At 43.6% G+C, this 23,727-nt stretch carries 17 protein-coding genes; 3 read left to right on the top strand and 14 right to left on the bottom strand.

Annotation, left to right across the window (positions count from 1 at the left end; all coding sequences use genetic code 11):
- Positions 1-104: 104 nt before the first annotated feature.
- The 3 genes from HFD94_RS03350 to HFD94_RS03340 all read left to right on the top strand — a co-directional run bounded on the left by HFD94_RS03350 (position 105) and on the right by HFD94_RS03340 (position 2,844).
- The gene (locus HFD94_RS03350; RefSeq protein ID WP_010248074.1) at positions 105-581 is read left to right on the top strand and encodes a YbaK/prolyl-tRNA synthetase associated domain-containing protein; all 477 of its coding nucleotides are present in this window, start codon (positions 105-107) and stop codon (positions 579-581) included.
- Between the two features lie 66 nt (positions 582-647).
- Positions 648-1,439: an ABC transporter substrate-binding protein gene (locus tag HFD94_RS03345; protein ID WP_010248077.1), complete on the top strand. Its 792-nt coding sequence runs from the start codon at positions 648-650 to the stop codon at positions 1,437-1,439.
- 106 nt (positions 1,440-1,545) lie between these two features.
- Entirely contained in the window at positions 1,546-2,844 is a 1,299-nt protein-coding gene (locus tag HFD94_RS03340) for a succinylglutamate desuccinylase/aspartoacylase family protein (protein ID WP_122888708.1), read from the top strand.
- A gap of 32 nt (positions 2,845-2,876) precedes the next feature.
- On the opposite strand, the gene HFD94_RS03335 is transcribed toward HFD94_RS03340, so the two are convergent.
- The 14 genes from HFD94_RS03335 to cpsG form a co-directional block, all read right to left on the bottom strand.
- A complete protein-coding gene (locus HFD94_RS03335) occupies positions 2,877-3,311 on the bottom strand; it encodes a GtrA family protein (protein ID WP_243234766.1) in 435 nt (144 codons plus the stop codon).
- 23 nt (positions 3,312-3,334) lie between these two features.
- Entirely contained in the window at positions 3,335-5,380 is a 2,046-nt protein-coding gene (locus HFD94_RS03330) for a hypothetical protein (protein ID WP_122888706.1), read from the bottom strand.
- 7 nt (positions 5,381-5,387) lie between these two features.
- Positions 5,388-6,323, bottom strand: a complete 936-nt coding sequence (locus tag HFD94_RS03325; protein WP_122888974.1) for a glycosyltransferase family 2 protein — start codon at positions 6,321-6,323, stop codon at positions 5,388-5,390.
- Between the two features lie 36 nt (positions 6,324-6,359).
- The gene (locus HFD94_RS03320) at positions 6,360-8,870 is read right to left on the bottom strand and encodes an acyltransferase family protein (protein WP_122888705.1); all 2,511 of its coding nucleotides are present in this window, start codon (positions 8,868-8,870) and stop codon (positions 6,360-6,362) included.
- Between the two features lie 108 nt (positions 8,871-8,978).
- The gene (gene gndA, locus HFD94_RS03315; RefSeq protein WP_122888704.1) at positions 8,979-10,385 is read right to left on the bottom strand and encodes an NADP-dependent phosphogluconate dehydrogenase; all 1,407 of its coding nucleotides are present in this window, start codon (positions 10,383-10,385) and stop codon (positions 8,979-8,981) included.
- 135 nt (positions 10,386-10,520) lie between these two features.
- Positions 10,521-11,636: a glycosyltransferase family 4 protein gene (locus tag HFD94_RS03310; protein ID WP_122888703.1), complete on the bottom strand. Its 1,116-nt coding sequence runs from the start codon at positions 11,634-11,636 to the stop codon at positions 10,521-10,523.
- A complete protein-coding gene (locus HFD94_RS03305) occupies positions 11,633-12,796 on the bottom strand; it encodes a glycosyltransferase family 1 protein (RefSeq protein WP_122888702.1) in 1,164 nt (387 codons plus the stop codon). The genes HFD94_RS03310 and HFD94_RS03305 overlap by 4 nt, the downstream gene beginning before the upstream one ends.
- The gene (locus HFD94_RS03300) at positions 12,772-13,674 is read right to left on the bottom strand and encodes a GDP-mannose 4,6-dehydratase (protein WP_122888701.1); all 903 of its coding nucleotides are present in this window, start codon (positions 13,672-13,674) and stop codon (positions 12,772-12,774) included. Before HFD94_RS03300 ends, HFD94_RS03305 begins: the two co-directional genes overlap by 25 nt.
- A 1-nt stretch (position 13,675) precedes the next feature.
- Positions 13,676-14,710 (bottom strand): GDP-mannose 4,6-dehydratase, encoded by a 1,035-nt coding sequence (gmd, locus tag HFD94_RS03295; RefSeq protein WP_122888700.1) that lies wholly within the window; start codon positions 14,708-14,710, stop codon positions 13,676-13,678.
- Between the two features lie 14 nt (positions 14,711-14,724).
- On the bottom strand, positions 14,725-18,453 hold the full coding sequence (locus tag HFD94_RS03290; protein ID WP_122888699.1) for a glycosyltransferase: 3,729 nt from the start codon (positions 18,451-18,453) through the stop codon (positions 14,725-14,727).
- Positions 18,453-20,204, bottom strand: a complete 1,752-nt coding sequence (locus HFD94_RS03285) for a hypothetical protein (RefSeq protein WP_158601475.1) — start codon at positions 20,202-20,204, stop codon at positions 18,453-18,455. The genes HFD94_RS03290 and HFD94_RS03285 overlap by 1 nt, the downstream gene beginning before the upstream one ends.
- Positions 20,205-20,259: 55 nt before the next feature.
- On the bottom strand, positions 20,260-21,546 hold the full coding sequence (locus tag HFD94_RS03280) for an ABC transporter ATP-binding protein (protein ID WP_122888697.1): 1,287 nt from the start codon (positions 21,544-21,546) through the stop codon (positions 20,260-20,262).
- Positions 21,546-22,340, bottom strand: a complete 795-nt coding sequence (locus HFD94_RS03275; RefSeq protein WP_167432754.1) for an ABC transporter permease — start codon at positions 22,338-22,340, stop codon at positions 21,546-21,548. The genes HFD94_RS03280 and HFD94_RS03275 overlap by 1 nt, the downstream gene beginning before the upstream one ends.
- A complete protein-coding gene (cpsG, locus tag HFD94_RS03270) occupies positions 22,337-23,719 on the bottom strand; it encodes a phosphomannomutase CpsG (protein WP_122888696.1) in 1,383 nt (460 codons plus the stop codon). Before cpsG ends, HFD94_RS03275 begins: the two co-directional genes overlap by 4 nt.
- Between the last annotated feature and the right edge of the window lie 8 nt (positions 23,720-23,727).

Below are 23,727 nucleotides of genomic sequence, written 5' to 3'. Positions count from 1 at the left end.
TGCTGCTCAGAATTTCGTTTTTATGCGAATTCTGAGCAGTCTTCAGCTCATTCCTCTCGTCCATCCGGCACAATGACGGCAACTCAAACCTCAGGGAGAGAACCGTGACCACCCATGAGAAATTAATCGCCCTGCTCGACCAGCACCAGGCACGCTATCGCCTGATGGAGCATGAGGCGACCGGTAAATGTGAAGCGGTCGCGGCGATACGCGGCACCGAAATCGGCCAGGGTGCTAAAGCGCTGGTCTGTCATGTGAAAGGCAACGGCGTTAAACAGCATGTACTGGCGGTTTTACCTGCCGATCATCAGGCCGATCTGGGCAAAGTCGCGGTAGCAGTCGGGGGAAGACGCGCCTCACTCGCCAGTCCGGCGGAAACCGATCTGCTGACCGGCTGCGTATTCGGGGCGATTCCGCCGTTCAGCTTTCATCCCGACCTCAGACTGATTGTTGACCCCGCGTTGTTTGAACGTTATCCGGAGATCGCGTTTAACGCCGGTCTGCTGGAACGCTCAGTGATCCTGAATACCGAAGATTATCGCGCGTTATGCGCGGCTGACGTGGTGAAGATTACGCAGTAATTGCCATCCCGGCAGCCCGGCGATACTCTGCATAATCACTCATCACGACAGAATAAGAGCAAAATCATGAACATTTTCACTCAACGCCTGCGTCAGACGCTGGCTGTGGCCGTTATGGCAGGCTGCGCTTTTGGCGCGCAGGCAAAAATCGAACAGGTGCGTTTCGCGGTCGATCCGACCTATCCGCCATTCGAATCGAAAACGCCACAGGGCAAGCTGGTCGGCTTTGATATTGATCTGGGCAATGCGCTTTGTACTCAGATGCAGGCAAAATGTGTCTGGGTTGAAAGCCAGTTTGACGGCATGATCCCGGCCCTTAAAGCGCGTAAATTTGATGCCATTCTGTCCGACATGGGCATTACCGAAGAGCGCCTGAAGCAGATTGATTTTACCGCGCCGCTCTATGACACCCACACCCAGCTGATTGCCCGTAAAGGTGCTGGCATATTGCCCACCGTTGAATCCCTGAAAGGAAAAACGGTCGGCGTAGAACAGGGAACGGTTCAGGAGCGCTATGCGCTGGCGAAATGGCAGCCTCACGGTGTGACCGTAGTGCCTTATGGCGATCAGGCACAGGTTGAAAGCGATCTGGTTTCAGGCCGACTGGATGCGGTATTCACCGATGCGGCACAGGCGGCCATCGGCTTCCTGAAGCATCCGCAGGGCAAAGATTTTGAACTGGCTGGCCCGATTATACAGGATCCGATCATCGGCCCCGGCACGGCGATTGGCCTGCGTAAAGGCGATACCGAGCTGAAAACCGCACTGGATAACGCCTTCGTCGAAATCAAAAAGAATGGCACCTTTGACCAGATTCAGAAGCGCTACTTCGCCACGGATATCTCTATCCAGCCTTAACCTCGCGGTCGCCCTTTTTCATCCTCACCGCGATCCGGCACTATACTCTAACTATTTCGGGACGGCGCGCTGTCGTCCTTTGCCGATTAAAGGACATTAACACGGTATGCATCAACAACATCATCCACTGTTAAGCGCCTCTTTAGGCACCCAGCGTGAAATCATCAGTTTCCATTTCGCGGAAGACAACGAGCGTCAGGTCTACATCCAGGCTGCGCTGCATGGCGACGAACTGCCCGGTATGGCGGTGGCATGGTTTTTAAAGCAGCGACTACAGGCGCTGGAGTCCGCCGGTCAACTTAAAGCCGCCTTTACCCTGGTGCCGGTTGCCAATCCCCTGGCGCTGGGACAGCACTGGCATGGCACCCATCTTGGCCGATTCCATACGCTCTCTGGCCAGGACTTCAACCGCCGTTTCCCGTCACTGGGCGCAACCCTGGCGGCCGGGCTGGCTGAGAGTCTGACTCAGAGTGAAACGCAAAATAAGAGCCTGATCCGCGAGGCGATTGATCGCCACTATCGCGATACCGTGCCAAAAACCGAGCTGGATGCGCAACGCCACACGCTGATGCGGATGGCCAGTCAGGCCGATCTGATGATCGATCTGCACTGTGACTGGGAAGCCGTGCCTCACCTGTACACCACGCCGCACGCCTGGCCGGACATTGAGCCGCTGGCGCGCTGGTTAGGCAGTGAGGTGCAGCTGCTGGCGCAGATCTCTGGCGGTGAACCGTTTGATGAAGCCTGTTGCGAACCCTGGCTGACGCTGGCGGAACGGTTTGGCAAAGATTATCCGATGCCACGGGGATTGCTGCCGGTGACGCTGGAGTTGCGCGGTGTACGTGATGTGTCGCCTGAACAGGCGGAGAAAGACGCGGAGGCGATTATTTCAGCGCTACAGGAAGGCGGTTATATCGGCTACAGCGAGCCTGCGATTTCCGTGGAAGTGGCGGCACCCGTGATTGGCGGCGACGAACTTGTCCGGGCGAGCGCGGGCGGAGACGATATCGTGGCTATCAATGACGGCCCGATTGGTTTAAACGTGCCAGATATCGCTGAAGCACCTGGAGAAGCTGGCGTCATCAAAGAGCGTCACAGCGAAGGATCGGCGGCGGCCTTCCCTGCCCTGAAAAATCCACCTACGCCGTTAGCGGGCTGTGAATATATTCATTCGCCGGTATCCGGACTGATCCTGCATCGTAAACCGCTGGGCGCAAAGATTCGGCCGGGAGAAGTGGTGGCGGAGGTTGTTGATCCGATAACCGACCAGATTACCCCGCTGGTGACGGAACATGGCGGTATTCTCTATGCAAGACACTGGGCTAAGTTTGCGACGGCAGGCATGCTGGTTGTGAGGCTGGCAGGTGAGCGAGAGATTCGGAGCGGGGATTTGCTGGTGATGTAGTCAGCATCACCAACTGGCGTGTCACTTCGCAATCAGCTTTGCTCGCGTCGATTTTTGAACACAAAGAGAGACGATGTTGTGAAGTTGACCGCCAGCCCGCATAGACTTCCGATGGCTACGGCAACCACTGGGTATTGCGCAATCCAGGAGGAATTGTAAACAGCAATACTGTAGGCGATATAGTTCACAGCCCCGCCAAAAAGCATAAAGAAAAGATAATTTAAGAACTCTCTTTTCTTATTTAATGACGAAGACATGCTTCTGAAAGTAAGTTTCCGGTTAAGCAGCCAGGTTGCAAAAACTGCCGCCAGAAATGAAATCAGCCTGGCAATATACAGCCCTAAGAAATCTTTTAAAAGATAGAGCACAAGGGCGTCAACGATAAAACCAGCAACACCGACAAATGCAAATAATATTAATTTTTTCATACGAGAATCAGAACCAATTTTATTGTTATGACCAGCCACAGAATAATAGCTGGTCATCTTGATTAAAAAGAGACAACCAAGGGTTCTACGCCCTGCTTATCTAACCAAGCGATTCCCTCTTCAACCGGGACAATTTGAACACGGCTTCTGTCACTAACCTTCCCTGGTAATTTGAGGGTTACATCAGCATGGCCGCCTTGCGCAGCAACGTAAGGCATAGCCACGCGCAAAAAGTCCTGATTAATGAGCGCTCCATCCGGACTATATAGTCTGACGCCTAAATTCAAAGGATAAAATGTATTTTTGCCAACAGCGAAATCACTGTTGTTAATAACAGTGACCGATAGCGTCTGACCAGAATTATCGCTTGCAGATTTGATTTGTGACCTGAGCTTTAAGGACAAATTCCCTTGAACTTTTCCAGAGGTACCTGGCTGCTGAGATGAGGAAAAGTAAGTCCATTTAAGCCGGTTTAAATCAAATTCACATAGTCCCTGACGAATACCATGAGCATCAACATATTTAAGAACTCTGGGTATATAGGTATTTAACGGGTTTTTAGCAAAATCCCAATCTTTGGGGTTGAAAGTTGAAAAGCCGTTGATTGTTCTCAGGTGAAAAATCTCAGCAATAAACATCGCATCGACATTATGTGGATAGAGATCAAAGTCAATGTTTGTGTTATTTATATCGAACTCACCGAAACGCTGTCCTAAAACATAGAATGATTTGCACTCTTTAGGAGGAGCGGGCACGTCATTTAAGAAGGCAAGGCTAACTTTACGGTTAAAATCACTACTTTGTGACAGATTAATCTGCTCAGTAATAAGCAACACACCAAGAATAAACCCAATAGGTTTTGCGATCTTAACGATTCTTCCAGAAAGAAATAATGTTGCTAAAAGGGCAAGCGGAAAGATAAGGAAGAGCGCATAGCGTGAAGTAACCCTCATTCCTTTAGCGCCGGGAACAAACTTCCAGATATACTCCCAAAGAAAGAAATCGCCCTGTTTTATCATTACTGCCAGAGAGATGAACAACGCAAAAATCAAGCCAGCAATTAACTTAATCCCGACATCTTTCTTTTTTATAAAAAGAATTGAAAGTAAAGAAAAAACAAACACAAGTACAATGAACGGCGGAAAACCAACATTTAACTCTCCGACTCGCTGTACAGACCCAAAGTGGTTCCCAAAAACAAAATCGGCAAGTTTTCCAAAAAGCAGGTTAGAAGAACCAGGATCCAGCAGGTTACCTATTTTTGGCGCATAATAAGTAACTGAGTAAAGATTTTGCCCGCCCGTTTCTTTTGCTTTAGGCAAATAAACCATCAGAAAAGGGATTATAGAAGCAACGAAAAAGAGAACAGGCACAAAAAAAGAATAAATATCAACTCTACTAAAGAGAGATTCTCGCAAAGCCGTACTGAATAAAATGGAAGGTATAATACATATTATAAAAATAAGTGAAAAAAGCAGATAGAACCAAGCCATATAAAAAGAGGTTATCAGCCATGCCGATAAAAATACAGCTGAACAACTTCCTAAGATGATGGAGTTCTTTCTATCACCTGCGATAACCGAAGAAAAATATTTGAGAAGTAGAGCCGTCAACAGCGGAGCAAAAGTAAGACTTAGCAATTGTGCATGATGCATTTGCACAGTCAGAGAGTTGCTGAGGCTAAAAATCATGGCCCCAGCGACTGCTGCGTAAAAACCCACCTTTAAAACATGACGCGCAAGATAGAAAAAAGATATAAAGCCAATCGCTTTCAATGTTATGTTAACAAATTCAGATGCCAGAAACACATCCAAACCTAAAAACTTATAAATTGAAAAAATCATCCCAAAGATTAAATATCCATCATTATAGCCCAAGGTATCTTTGTAGGGATAGAAATAGGCTACCTGATTCCATTTAGCCTGCCCCGTAAAGAAATTGTACCAGTGCTGTAAAATACTGGTTTCTATCATTCCATCGAAACGACTACCAATAACAAATTCAAAGCCTGTTGAGAATTGTCTGGAGAAAACAATCCCCAACGTTATGATAAATGCCAGAATGAATAATAGAATTCTGACATTTCTGTTGGATATTAATTTCATCATATTAAAATCAAATACGCTTTACAGGAACTGAAAGATAGGAAAGACGCTTAAGTTCACGCCGACCTACGGTCACACTTTCTAAAATCAATCCGGTCACAAACGAAATTGATGCTAACAGAATCAATCCTGTTGAGAGTAATGCCGTAGGCAAGCGAGGAACGAGCCCCGTTTCGAAATAGTAGGTGGCCAAAGGAAATGCTAAAACGAATCCGGTAATACTGAACAAGAGTGCTAAGATGCCATAAAACATCAGAGGCCGTTCAGTTGCATATAACCTAAGGATCATTTTTGCGATGCGAATCCCATCTCTGTAAGTGTTCAACTTACTCGCTGACCCTTCCATCCTTGCACTGTAAGGGGTATCCACTTCACTGTAAGGCATCCGGAGTTCGAGAGCATGCACAGTGAGTTCTGTTTCAGTCTCAAAACCTTTTGCCATTGCCGGGAATGATTTAACATAGCGACGTGAAAAAACACGGTACCCCGATAACATATCCGAAAACTTGCCACCGAAAATACTTTTCACGCATCCGGTAAGCATCTTATTACCTAAAGTATGCCCCATACGATACGCTTCTTTATCTTCATGTTTTCTGACGCCGACAACCATATCAAGGCGTTCATTGATTAATCTCTCAATCATTTTGGGGGCACTTGCCGCATCGTAGGTTGCATCGCCATCTACCATTATGTAAATGTCAGCAATGATGTCCGCGAACATGCGCCTGACGACATTACCTTTTCCCTGTTCTTTCACAGTAAAAACTTTAGCACCTGCCGCAAGTGCTCTATCAGCAGTATCGTCATTTGAATTATTGTCAAACACATAAATTGATGCTGAAGGTAGATGTTGTTTGAAATCCTTAATCACTTGTGAAATTGAGACACCCTCATTATAACAAGGCACAACAACTGCAATATCATATTCTTTCTGTTCAATCATCATTAGCAATCCATTTCTATTTGAAATTTAAATTCACTATTTCACTTCATTAATATCCAGACTGACAAAACCTACACCCAGCATTCGTTTATCTTCTCCGAGATTTAGAGATTGAGGTGTCGTTGGTGCAGGAGGCATGATAACAATTTCATTTGACTGTTCATTTGAATTGAATTCAATCGATTGGATAGTATCATCCTGTTGCAACCTCACTGTACGATTTACACCTGAATAGCTGATTTTAATATCCTTGCCTATATTAGGCCCAAAAGCATGTCCCTTAAGCGTAATAACAAAATGCTTAGGTAAATTAGCTTTGAAGCTGATCGATACTTTTTCGGCTTCAGTCTGATCTGACCATCTTCCCCATGCCTCATGCTGTGAAAGCCCTTCAATATCTTCGACATATGAAGGATAGGTTGGCTGAGTAAAATCAATAGTTAGTTTTTTGCCAGATAACGTAATTTGCTGACGATTCCCGCTTTCCACTGAGTTAACAAAGCGCGTAAAAGAAGGAAACAGCGTTTTATTTCCGTAGCCGCTCAGATGATCTCCATCAAAAAAGAGTGGTTTACCATTTTTATAAGCACTACATTTACTTTCACCACATAAAGTCGGGAGCGGATCCCAGACATCTAATGGGATAGTTTTACCTAACTCCGAATAGCTAGCTAAAATAGGTGCCCGATAGTTTTCAATAACTTCACGTGAGATTGAATCTCCACTCTTACAGATAGGATTGCTTTTGTTGAACCAGTCAGCACATCGATACACTGGAATCTTAAACAGAGGTTTTGGTGCTTCGAAAATGATGTGAACCCCCTTATCAACAAAGGGTTTTAAGGCCTCTTTTGCATAATCTACTGTACGTTCGCGCCCTTTTTCAGCCCGCTCACTAAACAGAATATCCGCATGTTGCCTGTCTCCGAAATAGGCCCACTGATCAACGAATCTCGGCAATCTCAATGAAGCCAGGAAGAGAATGTCTCCAGGCTTCACTCTTTTAATAATATCCTGAAGTGACGAATCTGAATATTTCTGACATTGAGGGACATCCATATCTCTTTCTGGCGTAAAGCTGAGGAAAGGACAGCCACCATTATTGTATGCAAAAATTGTCGTCTGCGTTTTGATTGCAAAACTTTTAAATAATCCAGAGTATGCCAGGGCATGCGAATCCCCGATAACGAAAATCTGATGTGGATTAGGCGAAGCTGGTTTATCACAACCTTTCACCTTATAAATCAGTAACAACCCACCGTTTACATCAACATGTTCTGGCTCTGCCTGGCAGCCAGGATAGCCCTCAACAACACCACTGCCTTCAGGATACCAATCCTGTGGGAATTTAGTCAGTACGCTTTGCGAAATTTTCCCTACGCGGGAATCGATTTTTGCAGCAGCTAAGTATGAAATCCCTATAACCACAACACCTGTAAATAGTACGATCCAGTTATTTCTTTGTGCAATAAAGCGCGCGGTTCTGACAGGTTTTTCGATAACCAGATAGGAGAAGAGCGAAAACAATACTGCTATCAGCAATGCTAATAATTGTTGTGAAATCTTTTCGAGGCCGTAAGTCCAGCGAAAGAGAACGAATACCGGCCAGTGCCATAAATAAAGCGAAAAAGACAATTTACCAATAAATCTAAGGAATCTGTTACTTAGCAGACTGTTGACGATTGATGGCGCAACGCCATCATAGAGACTAAACAATAGCCCAAGTGTACTTACTGTGGCGAGTAATGCACCTGGCATCGGGAAGCGATTGGTATCAGTGATGATGAAAGAAATCAGTAAACCTGCCAGAGAGATAACACTGATAATTCTTCTGAACCAGATTACCCGATGTTGTGAGTTAAGTTGCTGTCTGAACGCAGACATGAACTGGTATAACAATACACCTGAAGCCAGTTCCCAAAAACGACTAGCTGTAAAGTAATAAGCCTGTGTAGGTTCTGTAGCTGATAGTTTAAATGAATATACCAGAGAAGCCACGCCTAAGCACAAGTATATAACTGAAGACAAATACCGCTTTTTTGATGACAACCAGAAGATGTAAAGAAATGGAAATATTAAATAGAACTGTTCTTCAACACCTAGTGACCACGTATGCGTGAACGGATTAAAATCTGAGGTTGGAGCAAAGTAATCTCTTCCTGTTGAAGCGAGGATGAAATTACTGAACCCGAAAAATGCATAATACCCTGTAGACTGATTAACCCAACTTAGCCATGAGCCGGGAATAAAGGCTGTTGATAACAAAAAAACAACCAGCAGCATAAATATTAACGCAGGAAATATACGCTTTATTCTTCGACTATAAAATATTGCAAAGAACTGTAGGATGGTTGCGCCTTTAAAAGCCGCTACTGAAGCACTTACGATGAAACCTGAAATAACGAAAAAAACATCTACGCCAACAAAACCGCCAGGCAATAAATTTGAATTCAGGTGAAAAAACACCACTGCTAAAACTGCCAGAGCACGTAAGCCATCAATGAAAGGATGATATGGAATATGCTTTCCTGCTAACTTATTATTCATTCGCCAACACCATTTAAAAAGTATTCTTATATTTATAAAAGCAATAATTCATTTTCGGCAAAAGAAAACCCGGCCAAGCCGGGTTTTTTTAAACCTGGGTAACAGCTATTATAACCACTCGGTGTGGAACACACCGTCTTTATCAATGCGCTTGTAGGTATGCGCACCGAAGTAGTCACGCTGCGCCTGAATCAGGTTAGCAGGGAGCACTTCTGAACGGTAGCTGTCGTAGTAAGCGATCGCCGCAGAGAAGGTTGGCGTCGGGATACCGTTCTGAATCGCGTAGGAAACTACATCACGCAATGCCTGCTGATACTGATCAGCGATATCTTTGAAGTACGGAGCCAGAAGCAGGTTAGCGATGCCTGCATCTTCTGCGTATGCATCAGTAATCTTCTGCAGGAACTGGGCACGGATAATGCAGCCAGCGCGGAAGATCTTCGCGATTTCGCCGTAGTGCAGATCCCAGTTGTTCTCTTCAGACGCGGCACGCAGCTGTGAGAAGCCCTGAGCATAAGAAACGATTTTACCCAGATACAGAGCGCGACGAACTTTTTCGATGAATTCCGCTTTATCACCGGTGAAGGCCTTCGCCTGTGGACCGCTCAGTACTTTAGAGGCTGCCACACGCTGGGTTTTCAGCGAGGAGAGGTATCGAGCGAACACAGACTCAGTGATCAGTGACAGAGGTTCGCCGAGATCCAGTGAGCTCTGGCTGGTCCATTTACCGGTGCCTTTGTTCGCTGCTTCATCCAGAATCACATCAACCAGGTATTTACCTTCTTCGTCTTTCTTGGTGAAGATATCTTTGGTGATGTCGATCAGGTAGCTGCTCAGTTCGCCGTTGTTCCAATCAGTGAAGGTCTCAGCCAGCTCTTCGTTGTTCAGACCCAGCGCGCCTTTCAGCAGAGCGTAGGCTTCTGCGATCAGCTGCATGTCGCCATACTCGATGCCATTGTGAACCATCTTCACATAGTGGCCCGCGCCGTCCGGACCGATGTAAGCCACACAGGCTTCGCCATCTTCTGCACGTGCAGCAATTTTATCCAGAATCGGAGCAACCAGCTCGTAGGCTTCTTTCTGACCGCCAGGCATGATAGATGGGCCTTTCAGTGCGCCCTCTTCACCACCGGAAACACCGGTACCGATGAAGTTGAAGCCCTGGTCAGAAAGCTCTTTGTTACGACGGATAGTATCTTTATAGAAGGTGTTACCGCCATCGATCAGGATGTCGCCTTTATCCAGGTGTGGAGTCAGGGAGGCGATAGTCTTATCGGTCGCTTCACCCGCCTGAACCATCAGCAGGATACGACGAGGTTTTTCCAGCGATTCGACAAACTCTTCAACGGTGTAAAAAGGAGCAAGTTTCTTGCCCTGGTTCTCGGCGATGACTTCATCAGTCTTTTCGCGTGAACGGTTAAAGATAGAAACAGTGTAACCGCGGCTCTCAATGTTAAGAGCCAAATTGCGGCCCATTACTGCCATACCTACAACGCCGATCTGTTGCTTGGACATTACATACTCCTGTCTGTGGTCTCGCATGGTGTTACCCGTAACACCACTTTGTAAGTGATCAGTATGTTAACTCAGGATAGCGGATTAAAGGTAATGAATGGTGCGGTCGTGCGGATGAAATTATCTGAAAATAAATCACACACTTAACAAGGATTTATAAAGCTTGGTATAGCTTTGAATCATTCTATCTGCTGTGAAAAGGGATTCAAAGCGTGCCAGCGCAGCCGCACCATAGGTCGTTGCCAGCTCGGGGTTCTGCCAGATTTCATCCATCGCCCGTCGTAATGCTGCGGGATCAGATGGAGGGACGACTAATCCTGTGACCCGATCAATATTGATAAAGGTTGTTCCCGTTCCGATCTCGCTGGAGATTAGTGGTTTTGAATAGAGAGCACCTTCCAGTAAAGAGATACCGAAAGCTTCTGAACGTAAATGAGACGGGAAAACCAGACAGGTACATAACTGTAGCAAGGCAGATTTTTCGCTGTCTTCCAGCGCACCCAGGAAATGAATATTGTTCACGCCTAACTGCTGCGCCTGCGATTTCAGCTCAGCCTCAATAGGTCCTGCACCAACCACGACGATTGGATAACGGCTGTTCTTTGCCGCCTCGATTAAGATATGCAGGCCTTTGTAATAGCGAAACGTTCCAATAAAGAGAAAGAAGCCATCCGGAAATCTTGCCTGCCATTTTTGCAGAACGGCAGAATCGTTATTTTGATAAAACTGTTTATCAAGACCGTAAGGAATAACTTCAACTTTATCTTTGAACTGCTGCAGGACCGGGCTACTTTCAACATAGTTTGGCGACGCGGCAACGATGCGGTCTACACTGGAGAGAAAACGGTTCATCAACGGCGTATAGAGCCTTAACAGCACCTTCTGTTTAACAATATCAGAATGATAACTCACTACTGATGGCTTTTTGATGCCAGCAGCAAAATGCATAAAGTCCATAAAGGGATACGGGAAGTGGTAATGGATGATATCCGCCTTCTGAGCCAGTTCCCTGAACTCTTTTATCGCTGAATAAGAGAATGGCGTGGAAGCAAACTCACACTGCGTTTTTACCCGATGAATCTGATGATTATCCAGCGTGTTTTGTTTGGTTTCAAATTGCGGACTATGAGTAAAAACAACAGACTCAATACCTGATTTAAAACCACCTTCTGCGAGCTGATAAATAACCTGCTCGATGCCGCCAAAAGTATCAGGGTAGTAGGTTTTGTAACAGTGTAGAACTTTAATCATATATATCTTGCGACCTGCTCATAAGCTTCAATGGTTTTATCCGCACACAGTGACCATGAAAATTCGCGGGCACGCGCTAATCCCGTATCAATCATACGGCGCTTTTCATCAGCGTTTTCAATCATCATCTGGATGTAATTTGTCAAAGCATGAACGTCCTGAGGTTCATGCATTAATGCTGCATCTCCAGCGACTTCCGGAAGTGATGTTGCATTTGAGCAGATCACGGGCGTTCCTGATGCCATCGCTTCAAGAACCGGCAAGCCAAAACCTTCATAGATTGAAGGGAAAACAAAGCTCGTTGCAGCACTGAATAAAAACGGCAGATCTTTACCGGGTACAAAACCTAAATATTTTAGCCACCCTTCTCTCTCGCCCTTGTCAAAGAGTTTAAAGAGTTGCTCATTTTCCCAACCCTTATAACCACTAATGACTAACGGGAAAGCAGATTTTTCCTGAGCGGGCAGACGATCATACGCCTGAAGCAATGTCAGGATATTCTTTCTTGGTTCAATCGTGCCGGTATACAGAAAGAAACGTCGCCACTTAAGATTGTATTTTTCAAGAACATGTTGTGTTTCTGCTTGATCCCGGGGATGAAAATGTTCATTACAGGCCAGAGGAGCTACGGCAATCTTATGATCTTCAATACCAAAGAAATCAATTAACTCATTCTTTGTGTAATAAGAGTCAGTAATCAACATCGATGCACGCGAAACGGTATTCCTTAACTCTTTTTGCATCAGGTGAACACGTCCAGCCGGATGAAATTGAGGCCAATGGAATACTGACAGGTCATGAAAGGTGGCAACACAATGTTTCACGCGAGGAGGTAGATAATAGTTTGGACTATGAAATATATGATTCTTAAAATGCCTCAGCGCCATCATTTTCATTACCGGGAAAGTCAAACGGTATATTTCACTTACTGTTTTGCTTCTTTGTAACTTACGCTTTAGAGATTGAACCGATTGAGCAGACTCACTCGCGACTGCCAGTGAGTCGCGAGTCTTAGTGCCATGAAGAAACGTCAGCGCGACGTTATCTCTTTCCTGAAGCTGTTTAGCAAGCTCAAACGCATAACGGCCAATACCGGTTAAAGGATATTTAATACAGTCCGTAGAATAAACGACGTTTATTGCTTTGCTTCCAGCATCCATTTCAGGGTATCTCTAAGAGGGATTTTAGACGAAGTCTCACCGACTAAGCTACTGAGCAAAGTGATATCGCCACAAAGTTCTTTAATTTCATTAGGCCGTATAAAATCAGGATTAACTTCAATCTTAATATCATGGCCTGTCAGGGATTGGCAGAGATCAACGACTTCCCTCAATGAATGCATTTTACCTGAAGCGACATTGACAGTCTGACCAGATGAGCGGGAATGAAGTAACGCGGAATAGCTTTTAACCACGTCACGCACGTCGGAAAAATCACGCCATACATCTATGTTGCCCAGCTCAATGACATCTTTTCTCTCACGAAAATGTTTGACGATTTTCGGAATCAGGAAATTTTCTGCCTGACCGGCGCCGGTGTAATTGAATGGCCGGGTAATAATAATCGGCAATTTTTCATAAAACAGACTGGTCATATACTCCATTGCCAGCTTGCTTACCGCATAGTCATTTGCAGGTCTGGCAGGAACTGACTCTGCTAATTTTCCCGGTGTGTTATTACCGTAAACATTAGCACTGCTGGCGATCAAAACTGCATCCGGCATTTTTGCTGATTCGCTAAGAGCCTGTAATAGATTACGCGTACCGCAAAGGTTTACACTATAGAACGCATTCGGGTCGGTATGACCAACAAAAGCGATGGCTGCAAGATGAACAACGACGTCAGGCTGAATACTGTCAACAGCATTTTTTACCTGTGCTGCATTAGTAAGATCAACCTGAAAATAGCGTGAGGAATTCTGGGCGGGAGTTGAACCGAAACCATAAACTTCATATCCGGCAGCGGATAAATCCGCTGCCATATATTGGCCGGTAAAGCCCTTGATCCCAGTGATCAATGCTTTTTTGCCATTAGTCATATCAGAAGGAGAACCCTTGTTTATTGCGGCGCAGATCTTCTTCTACCATCATCGCACACAACTCTTCGAGCGTGGTTTTTGGTTCCCAGCCCAGAATGTCCTTCGCGCGCTGTGGATTACCAATCAGTAATTCTACTTCAGCAGGACGATAGAACTTAGGATTGACCTTAACCACCACTTTATTAGTGGCTACATCGATGGCAACTTCCTGGTCATCTTTGCCTTCGAAGCGCAATTCAATGCCAGCAGCTTTGAACGCCATTGAAACGAAGTCACGGACTGTTTCAGTGCGGTTGGTTGCCAGGACAAATGTATCTGGCTCATCAGCCTGCAGCATACGCCACATGCCTTCAACATATTCCTTAGCAAAGCCCCAGTCACGCTTGGCGTCCATGTTACCTAACTCAAGCACATCCAGCTTACCGAGCTTAATTTTGGCTACAGAATCGGTGATCTTACGGGTCACAAACTCCTGTCCACGCAGTGGTGATTCGTGGTTAAACAGAATGCCGCTTGAGGCGAAGATGTTGTAGCTCTCACGGTAGTTAATTGTCATCCAGTGGGCATACAACTTTGCAACGCCATACGGGCTACGCGGATAGAAAGGTGTATCTTCTTTCTGCGGAATAGCCTGCACTTTACCAAACATCTCTGAAGTAGACGCCTGATAGAAACGAATTTTAGGGTTAACGATGCGAATAGCTTCTAACAAGTTTACCGGACCAATACCTGTAATTTCAGCTGTGGTCAGCGGCTGGTCAAAAGAAACACCTACAAAGCTTTGAGCCGCAAGGTTGTAGACTTCGGTCGCTTTGCTTTCCTGAAGTAAACGAATGCTTGATGACAGGTCAGTCAGATCATATTCGACCAGGTGAAGATTAGGATTTTGTTTAATTCCTAACTCTTCGATGCGCCAGAAGTTTACTGAACTTGTACGGCGATAAGTACCAAAGACTTTATAACCTTTATCAAGTAACAATTCAGCTAAATATGCGCCATCCTGACCAGTGATGCCTGTAATAACTGCACTTTTCATTTATAGATAACCTTTTAATCAAAGAGTTTTTTTACAAGATTTTCTGCACTTTGCGCCCAACTTAACCAACTAATCTCAGCTGAATCAGGGTGTGCATTGTTTTTGAAGAGTTCGATCCACTCTTCTATAGCTCGAGCTAATACCTCAGGCCGATTGGATTGGAAATAAAAAGCGCCCTCACCAGCAACTTCACGAAGCACCGGAACATCACGTGATATCAATGGTTTGTTATGCTGTGAGGCTTCAATTAACGGAAGACCAAAACCTTCGTCTTCAGATGGATAAAGTAAGCAGTCAGCGTTCTGATAAAGCTCATTAAGTAATTCATCGCTGGCGTTATCAAACCAGAAGAGTTTTTTGTTTAACAACGGATGATTTTTAATCGTATCGACAATCTCAGGGATCGTACGCCTCGCATCATCTGGCAACCCCTTCCAGCCTTCTTTACCCACGATAACCAGGTGGGATTCATTACCTGCTGCCCAAAGCAGTTCGAAAGCAGCCACAGTCTGCAAATGCCCCTTACGCGGCTCCAGTGTACCAACCATGAGGAAAGAGAGATTCTGTTTAATCAGGTTAACCTTGTCAACATCGCCCGAATTAATGCCACCTGAAGGTATTGTTGAGGAAATATCCGCACCATGATGAGAATACTCTAGCTGCAAACGTGGATTATCTAGCTTTTTGGACAAAATATATTTTTTAACTTCGCTAACAACAGCATCAGTAACGCAAATTATTTTATCAGAATACTCGATTATAATATTAAGCCATGCTGAAAAACTTTCATTACTTCCAGGCGGGAAGAAATGATTTTTGGTAACAGGTAAAATATCATGAATCATGAATGTGACATTAACACTGTTTTTTAAGAGATGGTCATAAAATCCATTTTTTTGGGCATCTATGACTAAATCGCAGGCTAACTCGGATGAAAAGTAAACATCGCCTGAGTTAAAATCGACACATCTATCGTAATCAATATAAGGTGCAATACCAGGATAGAGTTTTGCCATGAAACTATTGGCTTCACGTAAAGTATAACCACTTTGCTCTTTATTCAGATATACAGGCACTACGCTAAAACGATTATCTGATAGCTTGGTCAGCTCAATCAGCAGGGCTCGGGTAACACGCTCAATCCCGGTCCATAAATCAGAATCTTTAATGAGGGAAACATCAAAAAATAACTTTCTGTTTGATTTCATGCGGGGAAAGTTATTGGCTATAAGATTAGCGTAAGGTTCATACTGTTTTTCCGGAATATCCAGCTTGTTGATAATCTGATTAACAGTAAGATTATTTTTACTATATGCAGCCTCTATATGATTAAAACATGACTCAGCACATCTTTCGGGGCTGTGCTCTGCTGAGATATAAAGATGCGCGCTATCGCCAAGATCTTCTCTGAATTTTTTATCCTCGCACAATTTATCAATAGCCGTGATCAAATCGCTCAGCATGAACTCGTCAGCGAGCTTAATAACTTTGTCATCAGGGAGCTCAGCCATTGAACCATTAGCGTTGATAATTGTTGCTAAACCATAATTCATGCAATCTAAAACAGCGGCAGAGGTTTCCCCCCGGGATAAAGCACGGAGCTGAACACCAATATCAGCGGCAACCAGATACTGCCGGTAAAGAGCATCAGAAACCCACCCGGTGATCTCGACAGCTGACTCAAGATGATACTCTTTTATTAATGACTCAATCCGATCTTTATAGCTACCACCAAGCTCTCCAACAAAAACCATTTTGATCTTATGTTTTAGCTCATTATTTAAAGCTCCTAACCCCTGAATCAAAAGGTGGTTGAGTTTAGAAGCATCAAGAATACCAAATGAGCAAATCAATATTTTATCTTCAGAAATATTAAGTTCTTTTCTGACCTGTTGCTTATCCTGAGAAACGGGTTCAGCACGCAACAATGGAATACATTCCCAGTCAAGCGCGCGACTGTTTGAATACCATTGTTTTGCTAACTTCCTCGAATAATCGGAATGCACTATAACGGCCGTAGCATTACTCAGCACATTAAAGTTTGACGGGTAATGATACATTATCTTCTCATCGTCATTAATATTCGCTCTTTGAATAAGCGCATTATAACCATGAGAATCAAATAACTGTTCGCTCCATGAACGTTCATGACCAGCAAAGGTTTCTTTATAGCGGAAATAGTTACTGAGATAAAAATCATGCATACAAACAATGCCGGGATAAATTTCCAGAATCTCATGCATATAATCATGAAATATGGAATTACCCATTTGATAAATGATGCGATCATAAATTTTTGAGCTGTTTAAAAATTCGCTCGCTGTAATGAAAGAATAATAACTATTCTCTCTTATATCAGACTGGTTTTCATCAATAACCACATCAATATCATAAAATTTTGATAGCGCTGGAAGTAACTCTTCGCTATATAATGAAATACCTGATCGCGCAGGACTTAAAGGTGTAAAAAATGCTAACGTCTTCTTAAGACTGCCAGCATCCTTCAGGACAGTCGTTTCTTTACTTTCAATAACTTCTTCAAATGCAGAAAGCGCAATAGCAGCAGAAGTATCCCATGAAAAGGCTTGAGCTCGCGACAAGCCTTTTTCTTTCAAAGAAGAATAAAGTGATTCATCCGTAAGCACATTGGTAATCTTCTCTCTGATGTCTGACACGCTTAGCGGATCAAACAACGCCTCTTCGATACCAATTACTTCAGGTAAACTGGTATTGCCTGCACCAATCACAACGGCGCCGCAAGCAAGAGCTTCCAGAGCCGGCAGGCCGAATCCTTCATGCCAACTGGGAAAGACAAAGAGTTTACAGGTGTTATAAAGCTGAACCAGCTCTTCATCAGTAATATAACCAGTCATGATCATCGACATGTGTTCTAACTTACACTGACGAGCATGGTGATTGAGTTTATCGATGTCAAATTGCGATAATTTTCCTGCTAATACAAAATCATACTGTTTCTGTAGTTCAACAGGAAGCTCACTGAGTGCTGTTATCAGAGCAGGAAGGTTTTTACGTTCATCTGCTCCTCCAGAATACATAATAAATGGTTTAGTTATTTTAAATTTAAGTTTGAGCTCGTTGATTTTATTCTGGTCTGATTCTATAACTCTGAAAATATCGTCACAGGCTGTAGAGACATTAACAATATCTTCAGCTTTATCTTTAAAATACTCTTGTCCTTCATGTCTTGAAAAAGCAGAGATAGCCAGTAACTTTTTACATGCCTGCAAATAAGAAATCTTCTCAAGATAAAACTTCTTATAATTGGGGTTAGGGTCCAGATATTGTGCAGGATTGTGTAGCGGAATCAGATCATAAAGGGTTGTGACAACGGGTGTATCCGTATCGAATTCATTAACGCTTAAGACGCTATCATCTTGATAGCCTTCGAACATAGCCGGTATATAGATGATGTCAGGCTTATGGCTTTTAAAAAATGCTTCCCGAATAATTTTTGCATTTGAATTATTATGATGATTGGCGGGGTTTTCAAATGCACAGGGCCCTGCCGGGTACCAGAACTTAATAGCATTACGGCCAACCAGTGGAGAAAATTCATTGACTAAATCTTTTACTGGGAAAGCACCATTACCTATTAAAATAACTTCATATTTTTTATTAAATGCCAGTTTAGCCAGAGACTTAACTATCGCACGAGTATACCGGCCAATACCTCTGAACCGACTCTCTGACTGCAAACCCTGCATATCAATTGCTATGCGCATCAATCGTTCCCTCTTTGACTTTTAAGCATCTTGATTTTTTTAATATTGATAACAGTGTCTTTGGATTTTTGGCTTTCATTTGAAACATCGACTAATGGTGAGGCGACTGGAACTGTACTTTGTAAATAAATGCTTTTTAATTTACCGTAAAGGCCAATCTTTTTTGTTACAGCTATAGCTAATTTTCGAGCCTGATAGTTGGCAAGCATTTTTCTGGCAATTGGTAAAGCCAGCGCAACAACTTTGCGTTTCAAGGGAAATGTTGTTTTTTTCGCATATTTTAGACTATTTATAACTCTTAATGGTTTTGTAAGTCGCCATGACTTACTTGCATAGATGTTTTCAATAAGATGCTGGTGACACCATAATTCATCTGCTAGATGTTTCTTTTTATTGACCGCACTATCAAGCTCTTGGTTCTTTTTACTCAGTTCCGAATTAAGCAAATCCACTTCTTTCGCCCTGTCGGAATTAAACTTCATTAATTTTTTAGTTAATTCTTCGGCCTCAGAACGAAAATAATTTTCATTTTCAACGAATTGCAAATTAAGATTTCTGAAAAAAATATTCTCCAGCTCAATAGGAATTGTATCGATGTTTATATTTGTTTTATTCCAGCCGTGTTTTAAGTTCAGATAATAGAACAGATGCTTATCCCTGATACTATCTTCATCAGGCATCGTGATGCGCCAGTCGTAATATTCTTTGTTGAAAAGGAAATCGAATGGGACCAGATAGTTAAGCAATGCGAATCTTAGCGCATCGACAAACCCGGCGCTGTCACGGCTAATGAATGAAAATGGAGAATCGCCTAATATCTCACTTGGTTTTCCCCATAACAATGCTTCGAAACCTACACTCGAATTAATAGTAATTATTTTTTCGCATAAAGCGATAAATTCCTGAGGCGTTAAATCCTCACTTCCATTTTCTATATCTTTATAATTAACACGTCCGTAAGGGTGTTTGCGGATCAAAACTCTGCTGGTTTTACTTTTGACGTAGTCAATAATTTTGGGATTATCAAACCCGTTATTATAAGCAATAATATTTGAATCATCTTCAACCTGAAGAGGCACACCAATTTCGTAATTATCAAATTTACGAATGGGTTTTACGACTTTAAGAAAAAGACTTAGCAGCGCTACACGTCCAAAATTTGCATATCGATCGTTGCTTATGTGATAATTTTCAAACCGACGGGCAGCCTCAGTATTCCCATTAACACCACTAAAATCAAAATAGCAAGTCGGTAAATAAACAGGTTCTCGTAATGGTCCTAGTTCATTATGAATAACAGGAATCTGATGTTTGTGTGCAATTTTTTTTACTGAAGGACAGTTTGACCATAATACTACAGCTTTAATATCAAACGTTTCTTTGATTCTGACAATTTCAGATTCAAACAGCTCCATCAATGGCTCGTACTCTTGGGTAAGAATATGCTGCCATACGATGTTTTTAGATTTATGCTTAACTTCCAGAGCAGAAAAAACATCGCTGCTCCAGATAATTTTATCCAGATTTCTTAACTCTTCATTGTCTGGCAAGGAAGTATTAAAATCTGCCAGCCAGTTCTCAGGTAAATGCGGTGGCACATCCTGAAAAATCTTCTCATGTCCGATATGTATCGCGTCATTACAAGAGAAACGCTTAACACTCAGGTAAAAAGCGGTTAGAAATGTTTCATAGGAATATTTGACGTCATAGGGAAGCCAAAAAAATAGATATTTGGATTTCTTATTTGACATTACTCGCATTCACCTCATGTGATTAACACATATTTCCTGAAATTTCAGACTGGATTTATTTTTTTATGATTTTCATTTCTGCCGGGATATGGAGCATACCACCAAAGTTTTCTTTCAGAAGCTCAACTGGCGTATTCACAGTGAAAACTTTTACGCAGAAGATCCGATCATAAAAATCAGACGAATAGGGTTCAGGCTTGATGCCAATATCGATGCGATATTCTCCCATATAAAAGGGAATGACAAAATCCCAGCTGATGATGACGTGTTCACCAGCTTTCAGACTCTCCAGGCGAGTATCATAATAGTTGGAATTCATGCTCAACACAGGAAAACCATTTTTGTCACCGATCAGCATGCCAACACATGCCTCAGCAGGTACATCTCTGTTGCATCTGATAACAGCCTGAACGGTAACTTTATCTTTCGCGTAGAGGGTAGCAATTTCCTCCCCCTCAGCGTTCAACATTTTGAAATCCAGAAACTCCAGAGCCAGGCTCCCGGCATTCTCCTGTAGGGAATTCTGGCGGAGATTAGGATTAACTGTAATATCAGGATCGAGTTTGTGATTAACAATTAATCCCGTATTTTCCTGCTCTTTAATAGAAATTTTATTTTCCACCAGAGAGTTTTGATAGAGGTCGCAAACTTTTGCCGCGGCACCAAAAGCTTTTACTTCCCCGTCTGCTATATAGACTGCACGAGAACAAAACTGCCTAACCTGGAAAAGTGCATGACTGACAAAAAGGATAGTCACATTGTCTTCAAGCATCTTATTCATGCGTTGCATGCATTTAGCCTGAAAAGCCAGGTCGCCAACGCTGAGTGCTTCATCGACAATCAATATATCAGCTTTAACTGCGGTCGCTACTGAGAATGCTACACGGGCTTGCATACCACTTGAATATGTCCGTACAGGAGAATCGAAGTATTCACCTATACCAGCAAAGTTTTCTACATCACGGATGACTTCATCCATATCTTCTTCAGTGATACCCAGGAGTTGGCCCGCTATTACAGCATTTTGCCTGCCGGTAAAATCAGGGTGGAATCCCATACCTAATTCAAGGAGTGCAGCAATACGCCCCTGTGATTTCACCTGTCCTGATGTCGCTGCTGTGGTACCCGTGATAATTTTTAATAAGGTACTTTTACCAGCGCCATTGACGCCAATAATACCAACAGCTTCCCCTTTTTCAATTTCAAAAGAGACATTGTTTAAAACATGTTTTTCATGAAAACGTTTTTTTTTGCTTGGTAAAACCCACTCTAATAGCCGATCAATTTTTCGCGGGTATTGTTTATAACTCTTACTGACGTTTTCAACTTTTATGCTGTACATTATAATTCATCCACCATATCAGCCGCGTGTTTCCGAAAGAGATAAATACCCAACACACAAAATATAACCGCGATAGCAACAGTCCATTTCATAGCAAAAAAGTCTGGTACGGTGTTATGTACAAAAACTTCATGATATCCGTTTATTATGGCTGTCATTGGATTGTAATTTAACCATCTCTGAGCCCAGACAGGAAGTGTTGTATAGACGTACACCACCGGCGTGAACCAAAACCAGAATTGAAGCAGAACGGTGACAAACTGCCCCACATCACGGAAAAAAACATTCAGTACGCCAAGCGTAATGCCAAGCCCGCTCGCGAATAATACCTGAATGATCAATATTGGAATAATATAGAAAAAGTCAACTCCGGGAAAATTCCCCGTCACTGCCAGGAAAAACAAAAACAGTGAGAATATTATTAAGAAGTTAAGTATGCATGATAAAACAATGATGACCGGCAAACAGATTCTTGGAAATGTAACCTTTTTCAACAAATTAGCATTTTCAATAAATACTACCTGCATTCTGGAAAGTATTTCAGCGAATAAACCCCAAGTAAGAATACCGGAACAGAGGTATATACTGTATGCAAAAGGTCCGGTTGACTGAGGCAACCTGGCCTGCATAAGTTGCGAGAAGATTACGGTATAAACAGTGATCATCGCGAGAGGCTGCAAGACTAACCATGCTGCTCCTAATATGCTCATTTGGTAGCGAGACTGAAAGTCTCTTTTCACACTACTCCATATAAAGCCACGATACTTTAATATCGCTATCAGTATCTCTCTCACTTCTGGACTCCATTTAGTAAAGCTAGAATGTCTGCTGTTTTCTCATTCATTAACGCTGAATTGTTTTTAGATTCGACGTTCAATCTGACTAAAGGTTCTGTATTAGAAGTTCTTAAATTGAAACGCCAGTCAGAGAAATCCACACTGATTCCATCTGTCAGATTTAATACACTTTCTTCAGATACATAGTGCTCTTTAATGATTTCAATCTTTTCTTTTGTATTGGCAACTTTAGAATTAATCTCACCACTGCAAGGAAACGCCTTCATTCTTTCCGAAACCAGCCCGGAAAGTGTCTCTCCTTTCACTGCCAGCAGCTCTGCCACCAGCAGCCATGGAATCATACCGCTGTCGCAGTAAGCGAAGTCGCGGAAGTAGTGGTGCGCACTCATCTCACCACCGTAAACCGCGTCTTCTTCACGCATGCGCTCTTTGATAAACGCATGACCGGTTTTAGACATCACCGGAATACCACCCGCTTTGGTCACCACATCAATGGTGTTCCAGGTCAGACGCGGATCGTGAATAATTTTCGCTCCAGGCTCTTTCTTGAGGAACGCTTCGGCTAACAGCCCAACGATGTAGTAACCCTCAATGAACTCTGCATTCTCATCAAACAGGAAGCAGCGATCAAAGTCACCGTCGAAGGCGATACCCATATCGGCCTGATGCTCACGCACCGCATCAGAAGTGTCTTTGCGACACTCCGGCAGCAGCGGATTTGGAATACCATTCGGGAAGTTACCGTCAGCTTCATGATGTACTTTGATGAACGTTACTGGCGCATTGGCCTGCTTAAAGCGTTTTTCAATTTCATCAATGATATGACCTGCTGCACCGTTACCGGAGTTGATCACCAGCTTCATTGGTTTAGTGAAGTTGCTCAGGTCGATGTAACCCATCAGGTGATCGACATAGGCATCCAGCACAGAAATCTGTTTAAAGCTGCCGCGCTTACTCTCTTCTACCGGAGCAAAGTCATTCGCTTCAGCCAGGCGCTGCACGTCACGCAGACCGGTATCACCACTGACCGGGCGAGCACCTTCCCGTACCAGTTTCATCCCGTTGTAGTTCATCGGGTTGTGGCTGGCAGTCACTTCAATGCCGCCATCAATGCCTAAATGAAACGTGGCGAAATAGATCTCTTCTGTTCCGCTCATACCAATGTCGAGCACATCGGTGCCCGCATCCCGCAGTCCATTTGCCAGTGCCAGCTTTAACGACTCGCTAGTCAGTCGGACATCGCCGCCCACCACGATCGTTTTTGGCCGGATAAATTCACCATAGGCGCGGCCAATGCGGTAAGCGATGTCTTCATTCAGTTCAGTGCCTAACTCGCCGCGGATGTCATAAGCTTTAAAACAGGTCAGTGCTGCCATGATCGTGT

The organism is Pantoea sp. EKM20T (assembly GCF_011800485.1).
Taxonomy (GTDB): domain Bacteria; phylum Pseudomonadota; class Gammaproteobacteria; order Enterobacterales; family Enterobacteriaceae; genus Pantoea; species Pantoea agglomerans.
This window is presented reverse-complemented; position numbering and strand designations above follow the sequence as displayed.